Here is a 21570-nt window from a genome sequence, read left to right on the forward strand (position 1 = left end):
AAATGAAAGCTTGGCTATAAAATTTATCCCGTTGGAGGTAGCTCATGAGTGAACGGTACGCTGTTGTGTTGGCAGCGGGAAAAGGGACACGGATGAAATCAAAGCTATACAAAGTATTGCATCCAATATGCGGAAAGCCTATGGTGACACATGTCATTGATGCGCTGCAGCCGATCAATATGAACGAGATCATTACGGTCGTCGGTCACGGAGCTGAAGAAGTTCAAACCGTGCTAGAGGACCGCTCTCAGTTCGTGCTGCAGGAAGAACAGCTCGGGACAGCTCACGCGGTCATGCAAGTAAGAGAGCAGCTTGAAGGGAAATCGGGTGTGACACTCGTGATTTGTGGAGACACCCCGCTGCTCACCAATGACACGATCACAAAGCTGTTTGAAAAACATGAGGCGACTGGAGCGAAAGCGACAGTTTTAACGGCTCGTACGACGGCACCTGATGGTTATGGGCGCGTGATCCGAAACGAGCAGAATATCGTAGAGCGAATTGTTGAGCATAAGGATGCCACCGAAGAGGAAAGGCTCGTTCAAGAGATTAATACGGGAACATATTGTTTTGACAACCAAGCTCTTTTTGAAACGTTGACACATGTTGACAACGAGAATAGTCAGCAAGAATATTATTTACCAGACTGTATACATTTAATGCAGGCTCGTGGATGGACGGTTGCCGCATATGAGGCGGAGCATTTTCATGAAACCATCGGCGTCAATGATAGAGTGGCGCTTGCCGCGGCTGAAAAGGTGATGAGAAAACGGATTCTTGAACATCATATGAGGCAGGGTGTGACAATTGTTGATCCTGATAATACGTATGTCGAAGCGAGTGTAACGATTGGTCGAGACACTGTGTTGTTACCGGGGACGACGTTGCAAGGACAGACAACGATTGGTGAAGATTGTACAGTTGGCCCTCATACGGAGCTAAAGGATGCGACCGTTGGTAACGGTTCTACAATCAAACAATCTGTCGTTTATGATAGTGAAGTCGGAGATCATGTAGAAATTGGTCCTTACGCTCATCTACGTGGAAAAGCCTTTATTGGTGATGCTTGTCGCATCGGCAATTTTGTCGAGGTGAAGAAAACTACTTTTGGTCAGGGGAGCAAAGCAGCCCATTTAAGCTATCTCGGCGATGCTGTTATCGGGAAGGACGTAAATGTAGGGTGCGGCTCAATTACGGTGAATTACGATGGAAATAAAAAGCATCAGACACATATTGACGATGGTGCTTTCATTGGTTGTAACACAAATTTAGTTGCGCCAGTCAAAGTCGGTGAAAAGGCACTTGTTGCTGCTGGGTCTACCATTACAGAAAATGTGCCCGCTCACGCACTATCGATTGCTCGAAGTCGCCAAGTCAATAAGGAAGGGTACACTGAGACGAAGAAACAGGATTAAAAACGGAGGGTAAAACATGTCGTCAAACCAATACCTTGATTCAAATTTAAAGGTATTTACTTTAAATTCGAATCCAGAGCTCGCCAAAGAGATTGCTGAGCACATTGGCACCGAGCTAGGTGCATGCTCGGTCACACGCTTTAGTGATGGGGAAATTCAAATTAATATTGAAGAAAGCATTCGCGGGTGCGATGTTTATGTCGTTCAGTCTACATCAGATCCCGTCAATCAGCATATTATGGAGCTCCTTATTATGATCGACGCTTTAAAGAGAGCGTCGGCAAAAACAATTAATATTGTCATTCCATATTACGGGTATGCTAGACAAGATCGGAAGGCAAGGGCACGTGAGCCAATTACGTCAAAGCTTGTGGCAAACTTAATCGAAACTGCGGGCGCCTCTAGACTCATTACACTAGATCTGCATGCACCGCAAATTCAAGGATTTTTTGACATTCCGATTGATCATTTGCTAGGCGTTCCGATTTTATCGGAGTACTTTAGCGAAAAGAATTTTGAAGACACCGTCATTGTTTCTCCAGATCACGGCGGTGTGACGAGAGCACGAAAAATGGCTGATCGACTGAAAGCCCCTATCGCGATTATCGACAAAAGGCGACCAATGCCAAATGTAGCAGAAGTCATGAATATTGTCGGGCATATCGAAGGAAAAACGGCGATTTTGATTGACGACATCATTGATACAGCAGGAACGATTACGCTGGCAGCAAACGCCCTCATTGAAAATGGTGCCAAAGAAGTGTATGCTTGTTGTACTCATCCAGTTCTTTCGGGGCCTGCGATTGAACGTATCGAGAGCTCCAAAATAAAAGAATTGGTTGTAACAAATTCAATTGCCCTTCCAGATGCAAAACGAACACCAAAGATTACTGAGCTTTCAGTAGCTCCACTGATCGCAGAAGCAATTATCCGTGTACATGAGAAGCTCTCCGTGAGCACCCTGTTTGATTAAGGCATAAAAAGTCGTTTTAAATAGCATGAAAAAGGGAAAAGCTATGAAGTGACATAAAACCATATCATAATAGGAGTGACCGAAGTGGCACATACATTACATGCAAAACCTAGATCAATTGGTCAAAAATCAATCATAACAACGTTACGTAACGAAGGTTTTTTCCCAGCAGTTGTCTATGGATATAACATGGAAAACACGAGTGTGGCTGTTAGTTATGCTGAGTTTGTGAAAACGATTCGTGAAGCTGGACGGACAGGCGTGTTGGATTTAGCCATTGAAGACGGAAAAAACGTTCAAGTGATGCTGCATGATATTGAATTAGACCCTCTAAAGGATCAAGTTGTGCATGCCGACTTTATTGCTGTTGATATGAAAGCCGACGTTGAAGTTGAAGTACCCGTTGTGCTTGATGGGGAAGCAAAAGGGGCTAAAGAAGGCGGTGTCGTACAGCACCTTGAGCATAACTTGCTAGTACGTGCAAAGCCAGCGGATGTGCCTGAAAGCATTCACATTGCGATTAGCGAACTAGAGATTAATGATTCAATTAATGTAGGAGAGCTTACCGCAGACGGCAATTATGAAATTCTGACTGACCCAGAGACGACGATTCTCACTATTCAGCCACCATCAACAGAGGATGAGCTTGGAGAAGCTTCTGAAAGCACAGAGGAAGCTTCCGGAGAAGAGAGTGAATAAATAAAGACAGGAAAGGCGTGCCTGAAAAAAGGGACGCCTTTTTCGGAAGAGTATAGACGGAGGGACCTTTGTGAAGTGTATTGTTGGATTAGGAAACCCGGGCTTAAAGTATGAAAAAACGAGACATAATATTGGTTTTATGGTGATCGATGAGTTAGCAAAGCGATTCGGAGCGCGTTTAAATAGAGAGAAATGGAACGGTCATTACGAGAAAGTTCACCTCAACGGGGAAGACCTATTGCTGATTAAACCGCTCACTTATATGAATTTATCAGGTGAATGTGTTCGTCCGGCTATGGATTTTTTTTCACTCGTGCCAGAGGACGATCTGCTCGTCATTTACGATGATATGGATTTGTCGCCAGGGCGTATCCGCCTTCGGCATAAAGGAGGAGCAGGTGGTCATAACGGCATGAAATCGCTCATCGCTCATTTAGGTACACAATCGTTCAAGCGAATACGAATGGGTGTAGGGCGGCCACCTGAGCATGTATCCGTCGTTGATTATGTATTGCAGCCTTTTCATTCTGATGAGCTTGTTGCTGTTGAGCGGGCGATTGCTCATAGTGCAGACGCATGTGAAGCTTGGGCTAAACAACCGTTTGATCAAGTGATGAATACATTCAATCAAAAAATGATAGAATAGTTTAATCCCTCCTGGCTCATAATGGGAGTAGGCCAAATTCTTGTTGCCAGGAGGGACATATATGCTTATTTATCAATGCCGGCACTGTGGTGTAGAAATCGGCCGACTTCCTAAGACACGTGATACAGTCAAACGACTTGGGCTTCATGATTTAAGCTTGGAAGAACAGACACAGATGGTTGTTGAACATTCAGGAGCGACTCACATTAAGTGCATTTGTGAAAGCTGCGAGGAAGCGCTCGTTAGAATACCTGAGTATCACCAAATGGAGCGCTTCATACAATAAGGAAAAAGCTTTGGCGGTGAGCCAAGGCATTTTTCTGTTTTTTGCTTGAATCATCACCTCGATTTTAGAGAATACACTTGGCAGTAAGGAGGGCCTGCTATGATAGGGCTGCGACATGCCATCCTAGATAACAAAGAAATGAAATCGGTCATGCAAGGTTTAGATCAGAGGCTTCGTGAACAATTGGTGGCCGGTCTTTCGGGTTCATCTCGCGCATTAATGATGGCAGCGCTATATAAAGATACCGAGAGAACCCAATTAGTGATCACACATAACTTATTTCAAGCACAAAAAATATACGAGGATTTGCAAGAGCTCGTCTCTTCGCAGAACGTATTTTTGTACCCCGTAAACGAACTAATGGCTGCTGAAATTGCTGTAGCGAGTCCAGAGCTTAAAGCTCAGCGTCTTGAAGCCGTTAATTCACTAAGCCAAGGCAAAAAAGGGATTTATGTAGTGCCTGTAGCTGGACTTCGACGCCTCCTTCCGCCGCCGGATGTATGGAAGGCATGTCAGCTGACATTAGCGACAGGAAGCGATGTTGATGTAGCTGATTTGCTCGCGAAATTGATACAGATGGGATATGAGCGGGTAGGGATGGTTTCAGCGCCTGGTGAATTCAGTATGCGGGGTGGCATTGTCGATATATACCCGTTAACCGAGGAGTATCCATTCCGCATCGAGTTGTTTGATACAGAGATTGATTCGATTCGTTTTTTTCATGCAGATACACAACGCTCTAACGAGCAGGTTGAGTCAGTATCCATTGGACCTGCGACGGAGATTCTATTGCGAGATGAGCATTTCGATCGTGGTGCGGATCAATTAGAAGAACGTTTATCAGCGTCGTTAAAAACCATCAAAAACCAACAACTGAAGATAGATATTTCTGAAAATATTAAAGAAGAGATCGAGCATTTACGGCAACATCAACGTTTTCAGGAAATATATAAATACATGTCGTTATTCTATACAAAAAATTACAGTTTTTTGATTATCTTGACGAAGAAGCGATCGTCATGTTTGATGAAATTGGTCGAATCCAGGAAATGGCTTCTCATTATGATCAAGAAGAAGGCGATTGGCACACGTCGTTGCTGCAGCAAGGGAAGGCTGTATCAGAATTATCATTTTCTCATCCATTCCAAGATCTCGTAACGTCTGCGCCTGTACCAATGGTTTATTTTACGATGTTTTTGCGCCATATTCCACATACAAACCCGCAAAATATCGTGAATATGCTGTCTAGGCCGATGCAAGACTTTCATGGACAAATGAATTTATTAAAAACCGAGACAGAGCGTTGGACAGAAAATCAGTATGCGGTCGTTTTTTTAGGGGCAGATGAAGAGCGTGTCGAACGTCTGGAACGAATTATTGAGGATTATCAAATTAAGGCAACGGTGCGCAAGGAAACCGATGCCATTTTGCCGGGTCATTGTCAAATTATCCCTGGCGACTTAAATGCCGGCTTCGAGCTAAACGCTGACAAAATCGCCGTGCTGACTGAGAAAGAGCTGTTTAAAAAACAAACGAAAAAAATGAAGCGTCGGCAAAAAATATCGAATGCCGAACGGATCAAAAGTTACCAGGAGCTTAAGGTTGGCGATTATGTCGTTCATGTGAATCACGGAATCGGAAAATACTTAGGCATTGAAACGCTTGAAATGAAGGGCAATCATAAAGATTACTTATTATTGCGATATGCTGGGGATGACAAGCTGTACGTGCCTGTCGAACAAATCGACCAAGTCCAAAAATTTGTTGGTTCTGAAGGGAAAGAGCCAAAGGTATATAAGTTGGGCGGAAATGATTGGAAGAAAGTGAAGACACGCGTGCGGTCATCCGTGCAAGACATTGCCGACGACTTAATTAAAATCTATGCAGAACGTGAGGCAAGCAAAGGGTTCGCTTTTCCATCAGATGGGGATGAACAACGCGACTTTGAAGCTAAATTTCCCTATCAAGAAACGGAAGATCAGATCCGGGCCATTACTGAAATTAAGGAAGATATGGAACGCGAGCGACCGATGGATCGGCTTCTCTGTGGAGACGTCGGTTACGGTAAGACCGAAGTGGCGATTCGCGCCGCCTTTAAGGCGATCATGAATGAGAAGCAGGTCGCGTTTCTCGTCCCGACGACCATTTTGGCACAGCAGCATTATGAAACGATTAAAGAACGTTTTCAAGACTACCCAATTAATATCGGTTTGCTCAGTAGATTTAGGACGCGTAAACAACAAAACGAAACGATTAAAGGCTTGAAGCAGGGCAGTATCGATATTGTCATTGGCACCCATCGGCTGTTATCAAAGGATGTTCAATATCATGATCTAGGTCTCTTGATCGTGGACGAGGAACAGCGGTTTGGGGTCACGCATAAAGAAAAAATTAAGAAGCTAAAAGCGAATGTCGATGTTTTAACGCTTACGGCGACACCGATTCCGCGGACGCTGCACATGTCAATGCTTGGTGTGCGTGATCTGTCGGTCATTGAAACGCCACCGGAAAACCGTTTCCCCGTCCAAACGTATGTTATGGAATACAATCATGTATTTGTGAAAGAAGCGATTGAAAGGGAGCTGGCGCGGGGCGGTCAAGTGTACTTTTTATACAACCGTGTTGAAGATATTGAACGCAAGGCAGAAGAGATATCACTGCTTGTGCCTGAAGCTAGGGTCACGTATGCGCACGGAAAAATGAACGAAAGTCAGCTTGAAACGGTGATGTTTGACTTTTTAGAGGGAGAATTCGATGTGCTCGTTTCGACAACGATCATTGAAACGGGTGTTGATATTCCTAATGTCAACACACTCATTGTCCATAATGGCGACAAAATGGGATTGTCACAGCTGTATCAGCTCCGAGGCAGGGTTGGTCGATCGAACCGTGTGGCATACGCTTATTTCACATATCAGCGAGATAAAATTTTATCTGAGGTCGCAGAAAAACGATTACATGCCATTAAAGAATTTACCGAGCTCGGCTCAGGGTTTAAAATTGCGATGCGCGATTTGTCTATTCGAGGTGCAGGGAATTTACTAGGCGCTGAGCAGCATGGGTTTATTGATTCAGTCGGCTTTGACTTATATTCACAAATGCTGAAAGAAGCGATTGAAGAACGGAGAACCAAGCAGGATGCTGATGAGGTTACACCGACCGATGCAGAAATCCAGCTTGATTTAGATGCCTATATTCCTTCAACATATGTCAATGATGAGCGGCAGAAAATTGATATGTATAAGCGGTTTAAAGGCGTTTCAAGTTTGGAAGAAATACGTGATCTTCAGGATGAAATGGTGGATCGCTTTGGCGAATATCCAAAAGAAGTCGCTGATTTATTTACAATCACTCGGATGCGCATCCTTGCCAGTTACCATCAAATCGAGAAAGTCGTTGAGGAGAAAAAGCATTTACATGCGTTACTTTCAGACGATGCGACAAAAATGACAGATGCCGGCAAGCTGTTTGATATCGTTCACCAGCTCGGCGCTGAGGCGAGGGTTGGCACAGAAGGCTCTAAAATTAAGTTAATTGTTGATATAGATAAGGTTAAAGGTGCCTCTCCGTTTGATGTCATGGAGAAAATGATCATTAAGCTTGGCGACGCGAAAAAAGAAGAAGAAGTTGCTTCCTAAACACAACGATTTAATACACATTTGGGATTTTTTAAGAAATGTGTATAGATCGGCCAAGGTGATGGATACTAACAGTAAAGAATTGGTGAAAAACAGTAGCATATGTTTGCACCTAGTACATCCATCATCATGAAAGTGAGGCAACAGTGTATGAAAGCAACGGGAATCGTTCGTCGGATTGACGATCTAGGAAGGGTTGTTATTCCAAAAGAAATTAGAAGAACATTACGCATCCGGGAAGGAGATCCGTTAGAAATCTTCGTCGATCGAGATGGAGAAGTGATCTTAAAAAAATATTCCCCTATTTCCGAGCTAGGTGATTTTGCCAAGGAATATGCGGATGCGATTCATGAAAGCCTTGGTCACGTCATTTTAATTTGTGACCGTGACTCATTTATTGCAGTTTCCAGCGGTTCGAAAAAAGACTATCTGAATAAAAATGTAGGAAGCGATGTCGAAAAGGCGATGAGTGAACGTGCGCCAGTCAGCGGAGTTAATAAAAGTATTGAAGTCACTGACGGCATCGAAGAATCGTTATCTTCCTATACAGTAAGCCCAATTATTGCAATGGTGACCCGATTGGAGCGGTCATGATCTTATCCCGAGAAGAAACGAACATCGGTCAAACGGAAGAAAAAATTGCCGAGACCGCCGCTAGTTTTCTTGCAAGACAAATGGAGCAGTAAAAAAACCGCGCTCAGTTGGTCGGAGTACATCCGCCGGCTGGGCGCCGTTTTTAGTTGACTTCCCCTTTCGACATTGTAAAAATAAATATAATGTTAAAAACGCGTGAAACGAAACAGGTTATAATGATTGATACGGACAGATTGAAAAATGAGCTTTGAAAAAGCCACCAAGAATAGAAGGGAGGCTGCACGTAGAGAAACACCTCTCTTGTGCAAAGTATATGAAAATACAAATTGCCGGTTTAGGCGCTTATGATCCGACGCAAATGACTTTAGGTGTATACAAAGCAATTCAGCAAGCAGACGTCATTTTTACGCGAACGAGCCATCATCCAGCTCACACTGTTCTACTGGAAACGGGTAAGGAGATCATTTCTTTTGATTCGGTTTATGAGCATTCAGAGACGTTTGAAGATGTATATGTGAAAATTGCGAATACCATTATCGAGGAATCTGAGGACAAAGGGTCCATTCTCTATTGTGTGCCGGGACATCCGCTGGTGGCTGAAAAAAGCGTCCAGCTACTGCTTGAAAAAGGTCGCGAAAAAGGAATTTCTATCGATATTTTAGGTGGGCGAAGTTTTTTAGAGGATCTGTTTTCAACCCTATCTGTTGATCCTGTAGAAGGCTTTCAACTATTGGACGGAATGAGTTTTGCTTGGAAGTCGCTGCAATTACATACACATACGTTCATTATGCAAGTATTTAATCGTTTCGTCGCTTCAGATGTAAAGCTGCAGCTCCTTGAAAAATGGCCTCCTGAAACAAAGGTATGTGTTGTGACGGCCGCTGGTTCAGCGGAGGAGCGAGTAGACTGGGTGCCTTTACACGAATTGGATCATGAAGATCGATTTACTGATTATAGTACGTTGTATGTGCCACCAGCACAGGAAAAATCGCAAAGACTGCGCGACTTCTCGCAGTTGCGCGAGCTGATCTCGACGTTGCGTGGGCCGGAAGGCTGTCCGTGGGATCAGAAACAAACGCATCAAACGTTAAAACGATTTTTGCTTGAGGAAACTTATGAAGTGTGGGATGCGATCGATGACGAGGATGATGAGCAAATCGCTGATGAGCTCGGTGATATTCTTCTCCAAGTGTTGCTGCACGCTCAAATTGGCGAGGAGGAAGGTCGTTTTTCATTGGAAGATGTGATTGCTTCGCTCTCTGCGAAAATGATCCGCAGACATCCTCATGTGTTTGCTGACGTTTCCATTCATTCAGAAGGTGATATTCATGCGAATTGGGATGCGATTAAAGCGAAGGAAAAGGGGGCTGTTTCTCACGAGTCACGGCTTGATGGTGTACCTAACGCTGCTTCAACACTCCAAACGGCGTATGACTTGCAAAAAAAAGCGGCTAAAGCTGGGTTTGATTGGGAGTGTCGTGAAGATCTATGGGCAAAAGTGCAGGAAGAGATCGCTGAGCTTGATGAGGAATTGCATCATACTAGCGCCGAGGATCAATCCTCGCGTGAGGAAGAATGGGGAGATGTCATGTTTGTCCTCGTAAATATGGCGCGCCATTACGGCATTCACCCCGAAGTAGCGCTGCAAAAAACCATCAAAAAGTTTACATGTCGATTCCAATTCATAGAAAAACAAGTGGCTAAAGACACGAAAGCGTTTGAAGAATACACACTAGAAGAGCTGGATGTTTTTTGGGAGCAAGCAAAAAGGAGGAGAAAAAGAATGAGACTAGATAAATTTTTAAAGGTTTCCCGCTTAATTAAACGACGCACGCTAGCGAAAGATGTGGCTGAACAAGGAAGAGTCGCGGTGAATGGCCAGCCAGCTAAAGCAAGCACGAAGGTCAAAGTGGGCGATACTGTCGCCATTCAATACGGCAACCGAACGACGATTGCCCGAATTGATAAGCTTGTTGAAACGACGAAAAAAGAAGCGTCCGGAGAGATGTATACCATTTTAGAAGAAAAGTAACCGTAGCCTGAAGCTCTTGTTCTATTGCCTCGTCCTCCCTCATACATTAACAATGAAAGTGAGGGATGGCGATATGAATGAGACGCAGAAAATGGGGACAGCCCATCGAGACACACCCGATCACAGCGTCGTGATGAAAAATCGGAAAACGTTAGAGATTTCTGGTGTCCAACAGGTGGACAGCTTTGATAATGAAGAGTTTCTATTAGTGACAACGATGGGTTATTTAGCGATTCGTGGTCAGAATTTGCAAATGAAAAACTTGGATGTCGAGCAAGGTCATGTGTCCATCCGAGGAAAAGTTTATGATGTGATTTATTTGGACGAGCAACAGCAGGACAAAGCCAAAGGGTTTATAGGTAAGCTTTTCCGATGAGTATCACGGTGCAAATGGCGTCGTTGCTCGTCATGGTCGGCGCAGGTATTTGGTTAGGTGGTTCACTCGACACGTATCGCCGGGTGTGGCGTCGGGCATTTAAAAATGTGTGGCTCGCTGGCTTAAATGACTTCATTTTTGGGCGATCCAGGCGTTGCTCGTCTTTATCGCCCTCTGGTATGTCAATTACGGTGAGGTGCGATTTTACTTACTCCTGGCGTTGTTGCTCGGTGTTTCCATTTATCAAGCATTATTAAAAAAAGCATATTTAAGTGTGTTGAACGGATTGATTTCATGTATAATTACATTATCGCGTATAGTTAAAAAAACATTGACCATCCTCATTTGGAGCCCATTGGCTTGGATGGTTCATTTTGTCATCTTTTGTATACGCGCAATGGCAACCTTTTTATGGAAATGCTTTTATTGGATTTTTCGTACTTTCATCGGCGTGCCTGTTAAATGGTTTGCCGCATTGTGTTGGCGTATGCTGCCGAAAAGCGTCCGACGATTTTTCCAGCACTGGGAAGGAAAAGCCGTCGCTTTCAAGAATACATGCATCAAGTGGATAAAACGACTTAAAAGATAGGAGGACGCTGTGTGAGTGCATTGCAGAAGGAAAAGATCACCCAGATCAAATCATCTTATGTGGATCACGAATTAAAAAAACAACAGTACAAGCAGAAACGCAGAAGAGGCCTCATTCGGCGTTTGATTGCTTTTACGATCGTAGCTGCTGGTGCGCTGTTGATTATGGCAAACGTGATTCATTCGCAAACGTCGAGCATTGCAGAAAAAAATGCTCACAATGAAGAATTGAAAATCACAAAAGAGGCTCTCTTGGCGAAAAAGCAATCGTTGCAGGAAGAAATCACACATTTGCAAGATGAAGAATACGTTTTGGATATTGCGAGACGGGATTATTTTTATTCAAAAGAAGGGGAAATTATTTTTAAAAGATCGTCTGAATCCCCCTCATATTGACAGTTTACCGCTCTCATAGTTATAATAAAATTACATTTCATTTCTTAATTAGGTTTAAGGAGGAGCATTTTTTTTATGTCAATCGAAGTAGGCAGCAAGCAACAGGGAACTGTAACAGGCATTACCCATTTTGGAGCTTTCGTTGAGTTGCCTGGAGGTTCCACTGGTCTTGTGCATATTAGCGAGGTCGCTGACACCTATGTAAAAGACATCAAGGATGTATTAAAAGTCGGAGACAAAGTCGAAGTAAAGGTCTTAAATGTGGAAAAAGACGGCAAGATTGGTCTATCCATTAAAAAAGCAAAAGAAAAAGAAGGACAACAGCGTGAAAAAAGTGATCGACCTCCTTTCCGGCCAAGAGGCGGCGGACCGAGAAAAGGTGGCGGCAGCGTACAACCGGATAATTTCGAGGCGAAAATGAATCGTTTTTTAAAGGATAGTGAAGACCGTCTTGCATCTTTACGGCGAAATACCGATTCCAAACGCGGTGGCAGAGGCGCTAAAAGAGGTTAAACTTGCTGCTTATTTACAGAAATAAATAGAGATCGATCTAAACATCCGATTTTCGGGTGTTTTTTATTGCCAAGACATCGTTATCATCATGATAAATTAAATAAAATAATGATTGACTTTCGTTTGTGAATTGAATACAATATAACTTGTCCTGTTTGAAACAGTTTTCGATATGGCGGTGTAGCTCAGCTGGCTAGAGCGTACGGTTCATACCCGTGAGGTCGGGGGTTCGATTCCCTCCGCCGCTACCATATTTATTTGAAGGCCCGTTGGTCAAGCGGTTAAGACACCGCCCTTTCACGGCGGTAACACGGGTTCGAATCCCGTACGGGTCATCTTCGAAAAGAACTTCTCCATTTTTAAATGGAGGAGTTTTTTTGATTTGCTTAGTCACATGAGGTTACATCGCCCGACAGCGTTTACATAGATGTAAATCGCGAGTGCGTTTTTTCGTTGGAAAGGTACGTCATTCGCCTCAATGTGTTGTCGATTGGCGTATTTCTAATTTGGAACAATAGCCATTTTGCAAAAGGAATAAGCACTCGATGCTGTCATGGTGCACTTTAGAAATTGGTCGAACGGTTTTTAGGTATGGTCGGCTCAATCTGACAAAAAGTACCGGTATCATAAGCTATAATGATTCCCAAACCTTGGACAGGGAGTGGGGTTCTTCAATGCAAAAAGTTGAAAGCAGTGAAACACTTCGTAAAGAAACGCAATCATTAAAGCATTGGACAGACTTACGTAATGCAAAGGGTGCATGGGGGAAGCGTTTGAGTGAGCTGCTCTTCCAATCTGGGCTGCTTTTATTCGTCATCGGTTTCTTATTAGGACGAGCGCTCATCCTATCGACGATTGCTCCATTTGCGACCGCTTTTTTCGCCGCTGTTTTTGTCATTAAAAAAGAAAAGACAGGGGTAACGACAATGGGGCTGTTATTAGGGGCAACAGTCGCTTCGGTTTCACAAGGCTTTTATACGGGAGCATCGATTTTGTTCTTTCTATTGTTTTATGCAGCACTTAAGAAAGTATGTAGAAAACAATGGAAGGTGTTGCCTCTCGCTACATTACTGGCAACGTTCAGCGGTCGTTTAGTGGTGACGTACCTCCTTACGCAGCAGGTCGAGTCTTTAAGCATATGGCTGGCGGCTGTAGAGGCTTCTTTAAGCTTTGTATTGGCTATGATTTTTTTACAGACCATTCCGCTCATTAGTGCCCGCCGCCGTCGACAAACATTAAAAAATGAAGAAATGATTTGCTTAATCATATTGGTGGCATCGATTTTGACGGGAACGATCGGCTGGTCGTGGGCAGGACTCTCTGTTGAACATATTCTTTCTCGGTATCTCGTGCTTCTTTTGGCGTTCAGCGCTGGTGCAACTATTGGTTCAACGGTCGGCGTTGTGACTGGGCTTGTGTTAAGTCTTGCCCAAGTTGGAGATATGTACCAATTGTCTCTTCTTGCCCTCGCTGGTTTATTAGGCGGTTTATTAAAAGAGGGAAAGAAACCAGGAGTCAGTGTCGGTCTTTTATTAAGTACATTGCTTATTGGTATGTATATGCATACCGTAGATGGGCTAGCACCATTAATTATGGAGTCCATGGTCGCAATTTCTCTATTTTTACTGACACCAGGCCGAGTGACTGGTCAGCTCTCTTCCTATATTCCTGGAACGCACGAATATGCACTCTCACAGCAACAGTATTTGCGGAAGGTCCGCGATGTGACAGCCGGACGAGTAGAGCAATTTTCGCAATTATTTCAAACGCTTTCATCGAGTTTTAAAGTGCCTTCTACCGTTAAAGAAGTAGAGTCAGAAGAAGAGGTCGACTATTTCCTTAGCTATGTGACGGAAAAAACGTGCCAGCTCTGTCCGAGAAAAGAGCATTGCTGGGCGAAAAATTTTGATGAGACTTATGGCATGATGCAACAATTAATGAAAGAAGCAGAAAAAGCAGAGGAAATTAAAAATGGTCCGTTAAAACGCAAGTTACAGTCACATTGCATTAAGTCAGATCGTGTGCTGGCTGCTGTGCAAAAAGAGATGTCCATTTATCACGCAAATCAGCAGCTCAAGAGGCAGATGCAGGAGAGTCGGCAGCTTGTGGCCGATCAGTTGTTTGGAGTGTCACAAGTGATGGGTGATTTTGCAAAAGAAATTCAACGAGAACGAGATCATCATCAAAATCATGAAGATAGTATATTAGATACATTAGAAGGTTTAGGAATTGAAATTGACCACGTAGACATCTATTCGTTAGAGCCTGGAAATGTCGACATAGAGATTACGGTGCCTGCCTCATTTGAATACGGAGAAGCTGATAAAATTATTGCCCCGATCTTATCCGATATTCTGCAGGAAACAATTACAGTGCATCGGGAGGAGAAGTTAAATCCAGACGAAGGGGCTTGCTTCATTACCTTTGTGTCTAATCAGCGCTTTAAAATTGAATCCGGTATGGCGAATGCAGCCAAAGGTGGTGCGTGGATTTCGGGTGATAGTTATTCAGCGATTCACTTAAATAAAAATAAATACGCGATTGCCATTAGTGATGGAATGGGAAATGGGGAGCGTGCCCATAAAGAAAGCTCCGAAACGTTGCAGCTTTTACAAAGTATTTTGCAGTCAGGAATAGAAGAGCGTATTGCCATAAAGTCAGTGAATTCCGTGCTCTCATTGCGCACAGAGGAGGAGATGTTTTCTACGCTTGATTTAGCAATGATTGATTTACAGGATGCTACAGCTAAATTTGTGAAAATTGGCTCGACGCCAAGTTATATTAAGCGTGGTAACCAAGTTTTGAAAGTGGAATCAGGTAATTTACCGATCGGTATTTTACGCGGAGAGTTTGATGTCGATGTCGTCAGCCAGACATTGAAGGCTGGAGATATTCTTATTATGATGAGTGATGGTATTTTTGAGGGACCTAAGCATGTTGAAAATTATGATGTTTGGATGAGGAGGAAAATTAGAGAGCTAGCAACAGAGGAACCTCAAGCGATTGCGGATCTGTTAATGGAGGAAGTCATCCGGACTCGCCAAGGCCAAATTGAAGATGATATGACTGTAGCTGTGACAAAAATTGAACATAATCACCCTCGCTGGGCAACCTTTTCTGCCAGCCATAAAAAAGCCCAATAGGACGGAGGTATAGATTGCGCTATGTTGGTCAAAAATGGGAATAGCCTAATGGGAAGGTGATTTCATGAAGAAGCAAGGGACATTAAAGCAAATTCTTTTACTGACAGATGGGTGCTCAAATCAAGGAGAAGATCCACAAGCAATCGCACTTCTTGCGAGAGAGCGTGGCATTACGGTTAACGTTATCGGTATTTTAGACGAAAGAGCTCGGGATGATCACGGCCTTGAGGAAGTGGAGGCGATTGCTCAAGCAGGTGGCGGTGTTAGTCAGATTGTATATTCAAGTCAGCTATCACAAACTGTGCAAATGGTGACACAACAAGCGATGACTCAAACTTTGCAAGGGGTTATCAATCAAGAGATTCAATCCATTTTAGGGAAGGACAAGCTCATTGAAGACTTGCCCCCAGAAAAGCGTGGGGAAATTGTTGAAGTCGTAGACGAGCTCAGTGAAACTTCTACACTGGAGGTTGTTGTGCTTGTCGATGTGAGTGCGAGTATGAAAACGAAGCTGTCTACAGTGAAGGAAGCACTGCTCGATTTGTCGGTTAGCCTTGATTCCCGAAGTGGCATGAATGCTTTTTCAATGCATATATTTCCCGGGAAACGATCGGATGCAGATGAAATATTGCCGTGGACACCGGATTTATCAACGATAGCAAATATCTTTCCGAAGCTCACATCGGGTGGGATTACACCGACTGGTCCAGCTTTGCAACAGGCTCTCGAAGCCTTTGAAAGTAAGCATCAGTCTAAAAAGCGTCGAGAAGCGGTGAGTGATTTTGAGTTTAGGGAAAAAGCAGAATAGGCTCCCTCGCAATGACGAGACGATTATCGGAAAGTGGAATGGTCATCGCTATCGAGTGCTTCGTTTGATCGGTCGAGGTGCGACAGGTTCGGTTTATCTTGTCGAAAGGCGTGGCGTTCATTTTGCCTTAAAAATAAGCAATGAATCGATGAATGTATCTTCTGAGGTGAATGCTCTCAGACATTTTTCACATTTAAATGACGCTTCTGTAGGACCAGAGCTCATTGATGTAGATGATTGGACAGGAACCGGAGGGCCGCCTGTCCCTTTTTATGTTATGGAATATATCCAAGGTGTGCCTTTTTTAGGGTATGTTCAAGATAAAGGTTCCTTTTGGTTAGGTGTTCTCATCGTGCAATTGCTAGCGGATCTAGAGCACCTTCACCGGGGAGGATGGGTATTTGGCGATCTAAAGCCTGATAATTTAATTGTTACAAGTCATCCCCCTAAAGCGCGGCTACTGGATGTTGGTGGTACAACAAAGATTGGAAGAGCTGTGAAAGAGTATACAGAATTTTATGATCGCGGCTATTGGGGCTGCGGTTTAAGGAAGGCAGAGCCAACCTACGATTTGTTTTCTATTGGTATGATTATGATCCATGCCTTATACGGGCGGCGGTTTCCTAAAAAGGAAGGGGAAGGGTTGCAACAATTAACTCACCAGCTTGCCTCTTTCCCACCTCTTTATCAGCGTGTCATTAAAAAGGCACTAAACGGTACGTATTCGAGTGCTGCCGATATGAAAAAAGAGCTTTCGTCAGGTTTGAGTGAGAAGGTAGTTAGGCAAGCGCCTAAAAGGGCGCGTTCGCATGCTGCAACGAGGCGACGTCCTGTGCATACATCCCGGCAAAACAAACAAGTGAGAAAGAAAAAAACAAAAAAGAAGCTCTGGAAAACGATCGTTAAGGAAACGCTCTGGATTGGTGTGATATTAAGTGCTTTGTATGTATGTATTCTTTTATTATATCGGTAAGCGAATTTTAAATGTCCCTCCTTGTGGTCTTGTTTTGAGTAGTGGTAAGATAAGCGTTAGTGAAGCTGTTTATTTGCATGTTGAAAGGAAGGTCGCGGATGCTTGAAGACGTCAAAGACATTTTGACAGAAGAGAATCTGATCTTTCCAGGGGATACATTAATTGTCGGTGTTTCAGGAGGCCCAGATTCAATGGCGCTTCTCTACACACTGAATACTTTAAAGAAAGACTTTGCTTTAACCATTGTCGTCGCTCATGTCAATTATCGCCTAAGAGGTTCAGCATCCGATCAGGATGAATTGTTCGTTCAGCGCATTTGTCACGATTGGGATGTGCAATTTGAGGGTACACAAATGGAAGATCCCTCCTTTATTAAAAGCGGACATTCATTGCAAATGGCTGCACGAGAGGAACGTTTTCATTATTTTATTCAGTTGGCAAAAAAGTATAAGGCTGCCGCCATCTGTCTAGGTCACCATGGGGATGATCAAATGGAAACGATGTTATTGAGATTGGTAAATGGTGGCAGCCCAAGCAGTTTGGTCGGTTTGCAGTTTAGGAGGTATCACTCTGGCTTTCGTATTGTTCGGCCAATGCTAGGGTTAACGAAGTCTGAGGTTTTGCAAGGGTGTCGTTTACATCGCATTCCTTTTCGTCTAGATGATACGAATGAAAAAAGGGACTATGTGAGAAACCGCCTTCGCCATGACGTCCTTCCTCTGTTGAAATTAGAAAACCCCCAGGTGCATGAACGTTTTCAAGAGATGAGTCGCCAGCTTTTAGAAGACGAGATGGTTCTGCATGAAGGTGCAAATAACCTTTATCGAGAGTGTTTTACGACAACTGAAAGTGGGATCGTTCTGCACGATATCCCGTCCTTTTTAAACCAACCTCCCGCATACACGCGACGCGCGATTCGAATCATGTTAGCAAATATCCATTCGTCGTTTGCACCAGGCCGATTGCCGACGCACCGAATTGACTCTTTGATGACATGGCTTCGTGAGGGTAAGGGCATATTTCAATTTGGTCATAACATCGAGTCCATTCGAGAATACGAAAAAGTTTATTTCTACAACAAAGAGCGGATTGACGACACGGCAAAACCCGTTTCAATCCAGTCACACATGATTCAAAAATCAGATACACATGTCGATGTTCAAGAAGGTCATCTGTTTGTTGAAGGGTCATCATCTGCTCGCCATGATCGTTGTGAGATCAATGGTGAAGAGCGCTTGTCGATTCGTCTAAAGGACGAAGATTTTCCGTTGAAATGGAGAGTGAGGCAATCGGGTGATCGGGTCATTATTCCTCACGTCGGCACGAAAAAAGTATCGAGAATCATGATTGATCGTAAAATACCAGCATCCAAAAGGGGGACATGGCCCTTGCTCGTTACTGCACGAGGGTTTGTGATTTGGGTCATAGGCTTGCAAGAAGGCGTTGTTCCTGATGCAAATGAGGATGATGAGTTATTTTATTTTACATATTTCAGCGAAGCCAAAAACAGGGGGCACATGAATGATGAGAGATGAGATTGAATCTGTACTAATCACCGAGGAAGCCATTCAAGAAAAGATTCAAGCGTTAGCAGCTGTATTAACCGAGGAGTACAATAATAGGTTTCCGCTGGCGGTCGGAGTTTTAAAGGGCGCGATGCCATTTATGTCTGACCTGCTCAAGCGAATGGATACCCATCTTGAAATGGATTTTATGGATGTATCCAGTTATGGAAAAATACAATCTCCTCAGGTGAGGTAAAAATTATTAAAGACTTGGATACTTCAGTAGAGGGTAGGGACATATTAATCATTGAGGACATCATCGACAGTGGTTTAACTTTGCATTATCTTGTTGATTTATTTTATCATCGAAAGGCAAACTCTGTGAAGATTGTCACCTTGTTGGATAAGCCAGGTGGTCGTAAAATTGACATTGTTGCTGATTACATCGGATTTGAAGTTCCAGATGAATTTGTCGTTGGTTACGGTCTTGATTACGCTGAGCGCTACCGGAACCTTCCTTATATTGGAATATTGAAGCCGGAGATTTATCAGTCTTGAAAAATGTTCACAGGATATCCAATTGTATAGAATCTGAAGACGCGCACATAAGGGCTATATGTTGTATACGTAAAAATGATTGTGGTACTATTTACTATAGTTTGTGTTTGCTGGTGGGAGGAGGTAAGGAATGAATCGGATTTTCCGAAATACACTATTCTATTTGATTATTTTCTTGGTTGTCATCGGAGTGGTTACCTATATTAACGGCGGCAACCAAAACTCAGAACAACTGAACTATACACAACTGATGGATAATCTTGAGCAAGGGAATGTCGAAAAAATTCAACTCCGTCCTGAGCGAGGTATACTCGAGGAAGAGGAATGCTGAGCTCGTATGAGGAAGGCGAATTTTTCATTTCGTACGTTCCAGACACTTCAGGATTGTATGAGCAAATTGAGAGCCTTGCAAATGAGCAAAATGCGGATGTCACATACCAACCAGCAGAAGAAGCTAGCGTTTGGTTAACTTTCTTTACAACACTCATCCCGTTTGTCATTATCTTCATTCTTTTCTTCTTCTTGTTGAATCAGGCACAGGGTGGCGGAAGCCGTGTCATGAACTTCGGTAAAAGTAAGGCGAAAATGTATACCGAAGAGAAAAAGAAAGTGCGCTTTAAAGATGTTGCCGGCGCAGATGAAGAGAAACAGGAGCTTGTTGAAGTTGTCGATTTCCTTAAAGATCCACGTAAGTTCTCAGACGTTGGAGCACGAATTCCGAAAGGGGTCTTGCTTGTAGGACCTCCAGGTACTGGTAAAACGTTGCTTGCTCGTGCAGTTGCCGGTGAAGCAGGAACGCCATTTTTCTCGATTAGTGGTTCTGACTTTGTTGAGATGTTTGTCGGTGTTGGTGCGTCAAGGGTGCGTGACCTCTTTGAAAATGCAAAGAAAAACGCGCCATGTATCATTTTTATTGATGAAATTGATGCAGTGGGTCGCCAGCGTGGTGCTGGACTCGGCGGCGGACACGACGAGCGTGAACAGACGTTGAACCAATTGCTTGTGGAGATGGATGGTTTTGGAGTCAATGAAGGCATTATTATCATTGCAGCGACAAACCGTGCAGATATTCTTGACCCAGCCCTTTTACGCCCAGGCCGTTTCGACCGGCAAATTACGGTTGACCGTCCAGATGTGAAGGGTCGTGAAGAAGTATTACACGTACACGCGCGTAATAAACCGCTTGATGAGTCGGTAGATCTTAAAACGATCGCGATGCGTACACCAGGATTTTCCGGTGCTGATTTGGAAAACCTGTTAAACGAAGCAGCTCTTGTTGCCGCAAGGGAAGATAAAAAGAAAATTGAAATGTTGCATGTGGAAGAGGCGATCGACCGGGTCATTGCTGGTCCAGCGAAGAAAAGTCGTGTCATTTCCGAGAAAGAGCGAAACATCGTCGCTTATCACGAAGCCGGTCATACAATTATCGGGATGGTTTTAGATGAGGCTGACATGGTGCATAAAGTGACGATTGTGCCAAGAGGTCAAGCTGGCGGTTACGCAGTCATGCTGCCAAAAGAAGATCGCTACTTTATGACAAAGCCAGAGCTGCTTGATAAAATTACTGGTCTCCTTGGTGGGCGCGTAGCTGAAGAAATTACCTTTGGTGAAGTGAGTACGGGAGCTCATAATGACTTTCAACGATCGACCGGAATTGCTCGCCGAATGGTGACCGAGTTCGGTATGAGTGACAAACTTGGTCCGCTGCAATTTGGGCAGTCCCAAGGTCAAGTGTTCTTAGGTCGTGACATTCAAAATGAGCCGAACTACAGTGATGCGATTGCTCATGAAATTGACTTGGAAGTGCAAAGCTTCGTTAAAGAAAGCTATGAACGCGCACGTCAAATTTTAACTGAGAATCGAGATAAACTAGAGCTTGTAGCTCAAACGCTCTTACGTGTCGAAACCCTCGATGCTAAGCAGATTAAAAGTCTGTTTGAGACAGGTACTTTGCCAGAACCATCTTCAGATGAAGAAGATGAGGTTAAGGTAAATATCCAGTCGAAGAAAGAAGACGTCTATGAAGAAACGACGAATGTCACAGACGTTGATGAAGAAAAGAAAAAAGACGAATAATCGTTGTGGAGTGTAGACAAAGTCTAGAATGGCTTTGTCTACAACTCTTTCTAGGGACATGTAGAAACCTTGCTCGATTCGGCTTCGATTGTATGACAAGCGAAGTCAGAACCTTAGTTCAAGCAGCAGAACGTGTTCGGTGAGCCGCGGTGAATGAAAATGTGTGCCGAGATCGTCCAGCAATACGTTCGTTAGATGAGGCGCGCTGATGGTTGGGCAAGCAACCCGTACGTTTGTAGGGGATAAGGCGGGCTAAATAGAAGTGACTGTCTCAGGCTGACGACAGAGGCCGTTCTTTCTGGAGCGCTCTTCTAGTTCAGCCTTTTTATCATCAATCCTTCCGTAGGAGTT

At 43.8% G+C, this 21570-nt stretch carries 13 protein-coding genes, 2 tRNA genes and 5 pseudogenes; all 20 read left to right on the top strand.

The genetic code is table 11. The features are described 5' to 3' along the window. The first annotated feature begins 44 nt into the window (after window positions 1–44). The 20 genes and pseudogenes from glmU to ftsH all read left to right on the top strand — a co-directional run bounded on the left by glmU (window position 45) and on the right by ftsH (window position 21219). Window positions 45–1415, top strand: coding sequence for a bifunctional UDP-N-acetylglucosamine diphosphorylase/glucosamine-1-phosphate N-acetyltransferase GlmU (glmU, locus tag G4V62_RS12865; protein ID WP_165202845.1), 1371 nt, complete (start codon window positions 45–47; stop codon window positions 1413–1415). 16 nt (window positions 1416–1431) lie between these two features. Further along, on the top strand, window positions 1432–2388 hold the full coding sequence (locus G4V62_RS12870; protein WP_165202847.1) for a ribose-phosphate diphosphokinase: 957 nt from the start codon (window positions 1432–1434) through the stop codon (window positions 2386–2388). 84 nt (window positions 2389–2472) lie between these two features. After that, entirely contained in the window at window positions 2473–3087 is a 615-nt protein-coding gene (locus G4V62_RS12875; RefSeq protein ID WP_165202849.1) for a 50S ribosomal protein L25/general stress protein Ctc, read from the top strand. Between the two features lie 70 nt (window positions 3088–3157). Further along, window positions 3158–3733: an aminoacyl-tRNA hydrolase gene (gene pth / locus G4V62_RS12880; RefSeq protein ID WP_165202851.1), complete on the top strand. Its 576-nt coding sequence runs from the start codon at window positions 3158–3160 to the stop codon at window positions 3731–3733. A 61-nt stretch (window positions 3734–3794) separates the two neighbouring features. Further along, on the top strand, window positions 3795–4019 hold the full coding sequence (locus G4V62_RS12885; RefSeq protein WP_165202853.1) for an anti-sigma-F factor Fin: 225 nt from the start codon (window positions 3795–3797) through the stop codon (window positions 4017–4019). A 99-nt stretch (window positions 4020–4118) separates the two neighbouring features. Then, window positions 4119–7657: pseudogene (gene mfd / locus G4V62_RS12890) on the top strand (transcription-repair coupling factor). Window positions 7658–7807: 150 nt separating this feature from the next. Beyond that, window positions 7808–8343 (top strand): annotated as a pseudogene (gene spoVT / locus G4V62_RS12895) (stage V sporulation protein T). A 221-nt stretch (window positions 8344–8564) separates the two neighbouring features. After that, window positions 8565–10283, top strand: a complete 1719-nt coding sequence (yabN, locus tag G4V62_RS12900) for a bifunctional methyltransferase/pyrophosphohydrolase YabN (protein WP_165202855.1) — start codon at window positions 8565–8567, stop codon at window positions 10281–10283. Between the two features lie 73 nt (window positions 10284–10356). Beyond that, a complete protein-coding gene (gene yabP, locus G4V62_RS12905; RefSeq protein WP_246218435.1) occupies window positions 10357–10659 on the top strand; it encodes a sporulation protein YabP in 303 nt (100 codons plus the stop codon). A 32-nt stretch (window positions 10660–10691) separates the two neighbouring features. Next, window positions 10692–11248, top strand: a pseudogene (gene yabQ, locus G4V62_RS20860) (spore cortex biosynthesis protein YabQ). Window positions 11249–11259: 11 nt separating this feature from the next. Continuing rightward, the gene (locus G4V62_RS12920) at window positions 11260–11643 is read left to right on the top strand and encodes an FtsB family cell division protein (RefSeq protein ID WP_165202861.1); all 384 of its coding nucleotides are present in this window, start codon (window positions 11260–11262) and stop codon (window positions 11641–11643) included. 75 nt (window positions 11644–11718) lie between these two features. Beyond that, window positions 11719–12156, top strand: a complete 438-nt coding sequence (locus tag G4V62_RS12925; RefSeq protein WP_165202863.1) for a S1 domain-containing RNA-binding protein — start codon at window positions 11719–11721, stop codon at window positions 12154–12156. 174 nt (window positions 12157–12330) lie between these two features. After that, window positions 12331–12407, top strand: a tRNA-Met gene (locus G4V62_RS12930). A 12-nt stretch (window positions 12408–12419) separates the two neighbouring features. Next, a tRNA-Glu gene (locus G4V62_RS12935) sits at window positions 12420–12491 on the top strand. A 339-nt stretch (window positions 12492–12830) separates the two neighbouring features. Next, entirely contained in the window at window positions 12831–15299 is a 2469-nt protein-coding gene (gene spoIIE / locus G4V62_RS12940) for a stage II sporulation protein E (RefSeq protein WP_165202865.1), read from the top strand. A gap of 64 nt (window positions 15300–15363) precedes the next feature. Further along, window positions 15364–16107 (top strand): vWA domain-containing protein, encoded by a 744-nt coding sequence (locus G4V62_RS12945; RefSeq protein WP_165202867.1) that lies wholly within the window; start codon window positions 15364–15366, stop codon window positions 16105–16107. Continuing rightward, on the top strand, window positions 16082–17080 hold the full coding sequence (prkT, locus tag G4V62_RS12950; RefSeq protein ID WP_165202869.1) for a serine/threonine protein kinase PrkT: 999 nt from the start codon (window positions 16082–16084) through the stop codon (window positions 17078–17080). The genes G4V62_RS12945 and prkT overlap by 26 nt, the downstream gene beginning before the upstream one ends. A 98-nt stretch (window positions 17081–17178) precedes the next feature. Further along, window positions 17179–18615, top strand: coding sequence for a tRNA lysidine(34) synthetase TilS (gene tilS / locus G4V62_RS12955; RefSeq protein WP_165202871.1), 1437 nt, complete (start codon window positions 17179–17181; stop codon window positions 18613–18615). Beyond that, window positions 18602–19143: pseudogene (gene hpt, locus G4V62_RS12960) on the top strand (hypoxanthine phosphoribosyltransferase). The gene tilS and the pseudogene hpt overlap by 14 nt, the downstream one beginning before the upstream one ends. A 130-nt stretch (window positions 19144–19273) precedes the next feature. Continuing rightward, a pseudogene (ftsH, locus tag G4V62_RS12965) lies at window positions 19274–21219 on the top strand (ATP-dependent zinc metalloprotease FtsH). Window positions 21220–21570 lie beyond the last annotated feature (351 nt).

It is taken from the genome of Litoribacterium kuwaitense (assembly GCF_011058155.1).
In the GTDB taxonomy this organism is placed as follows: domain Bacteria; phylum Bacillota; class Bacilli; order Bacillales; family DSM-28697; genus Litoribacterium; species Litoribacterium kuwaitense.

Excerpts from the sequence above, each read along its gene's own strand:
- tilS (WP_165202871.1), top strand. The coding sequence starts at position 17,179 with ATGCTTGAAGACGTCAAAGACATTTTGACAGAAGAGAATCTGATCTTT.
- spoIIE (WP_165202865.1), top strand. The coding sequence starts at position 12,831 with ATGCAAAAAGTTGAAAGCAGTGAAACACTTCGTAAAGAAACGCAATCA.
- G4V62_RS12925 (WP_165202863.1), top strand. The coding sequence starts at position 11,719 with ATGTCAATCGAAGTAGGCAGCAAGCAACAGGGAACTGTAACAGGCATT.
- yabN (WP_165202855.1), top strand. The coding sequence starts at position 8,565 with ATGAAAATACAAATTGCCGGTTTAGGCGCTTATGATCCGACGCAAATG.
- G4V62_RS12885 (WP_165202853.1), top strand. The coding sequence starts at position 3,795 with ATGCTTATTTATCAATGCCGGCACTGTGGTGTAGAAATCGGCCGACTT.
- glmU (WP_165202845.1), top strand. The coding sequence starts at position 45 with ATGAGTGAACGGTACGCTGTTGTGTTGGCAGCGGGAAAAGGGACACGG.
- G4V62_RS12945 (WP_165202867.1), top strand. The coding sequence starts at position 15,364 with ATGAAGAAGCAAGGGACATTAAAGCAAATTCTTTTACTGACAGATGGG.
- yabP (WP_246218435.1), top strand. The coding sequence starts at position 10,357 with ATGAATGAGACGCAGAAAATGGGGACAGCCCATCGAGACACACCCGAT.
- G4V62_RS12870 (WP_165202847.1), top strand. The coding sequence starts at position 1,432 with ATGTCGTCAAACCAATACCTTGATTCAAATTTAAAGGTATTTACTTTA.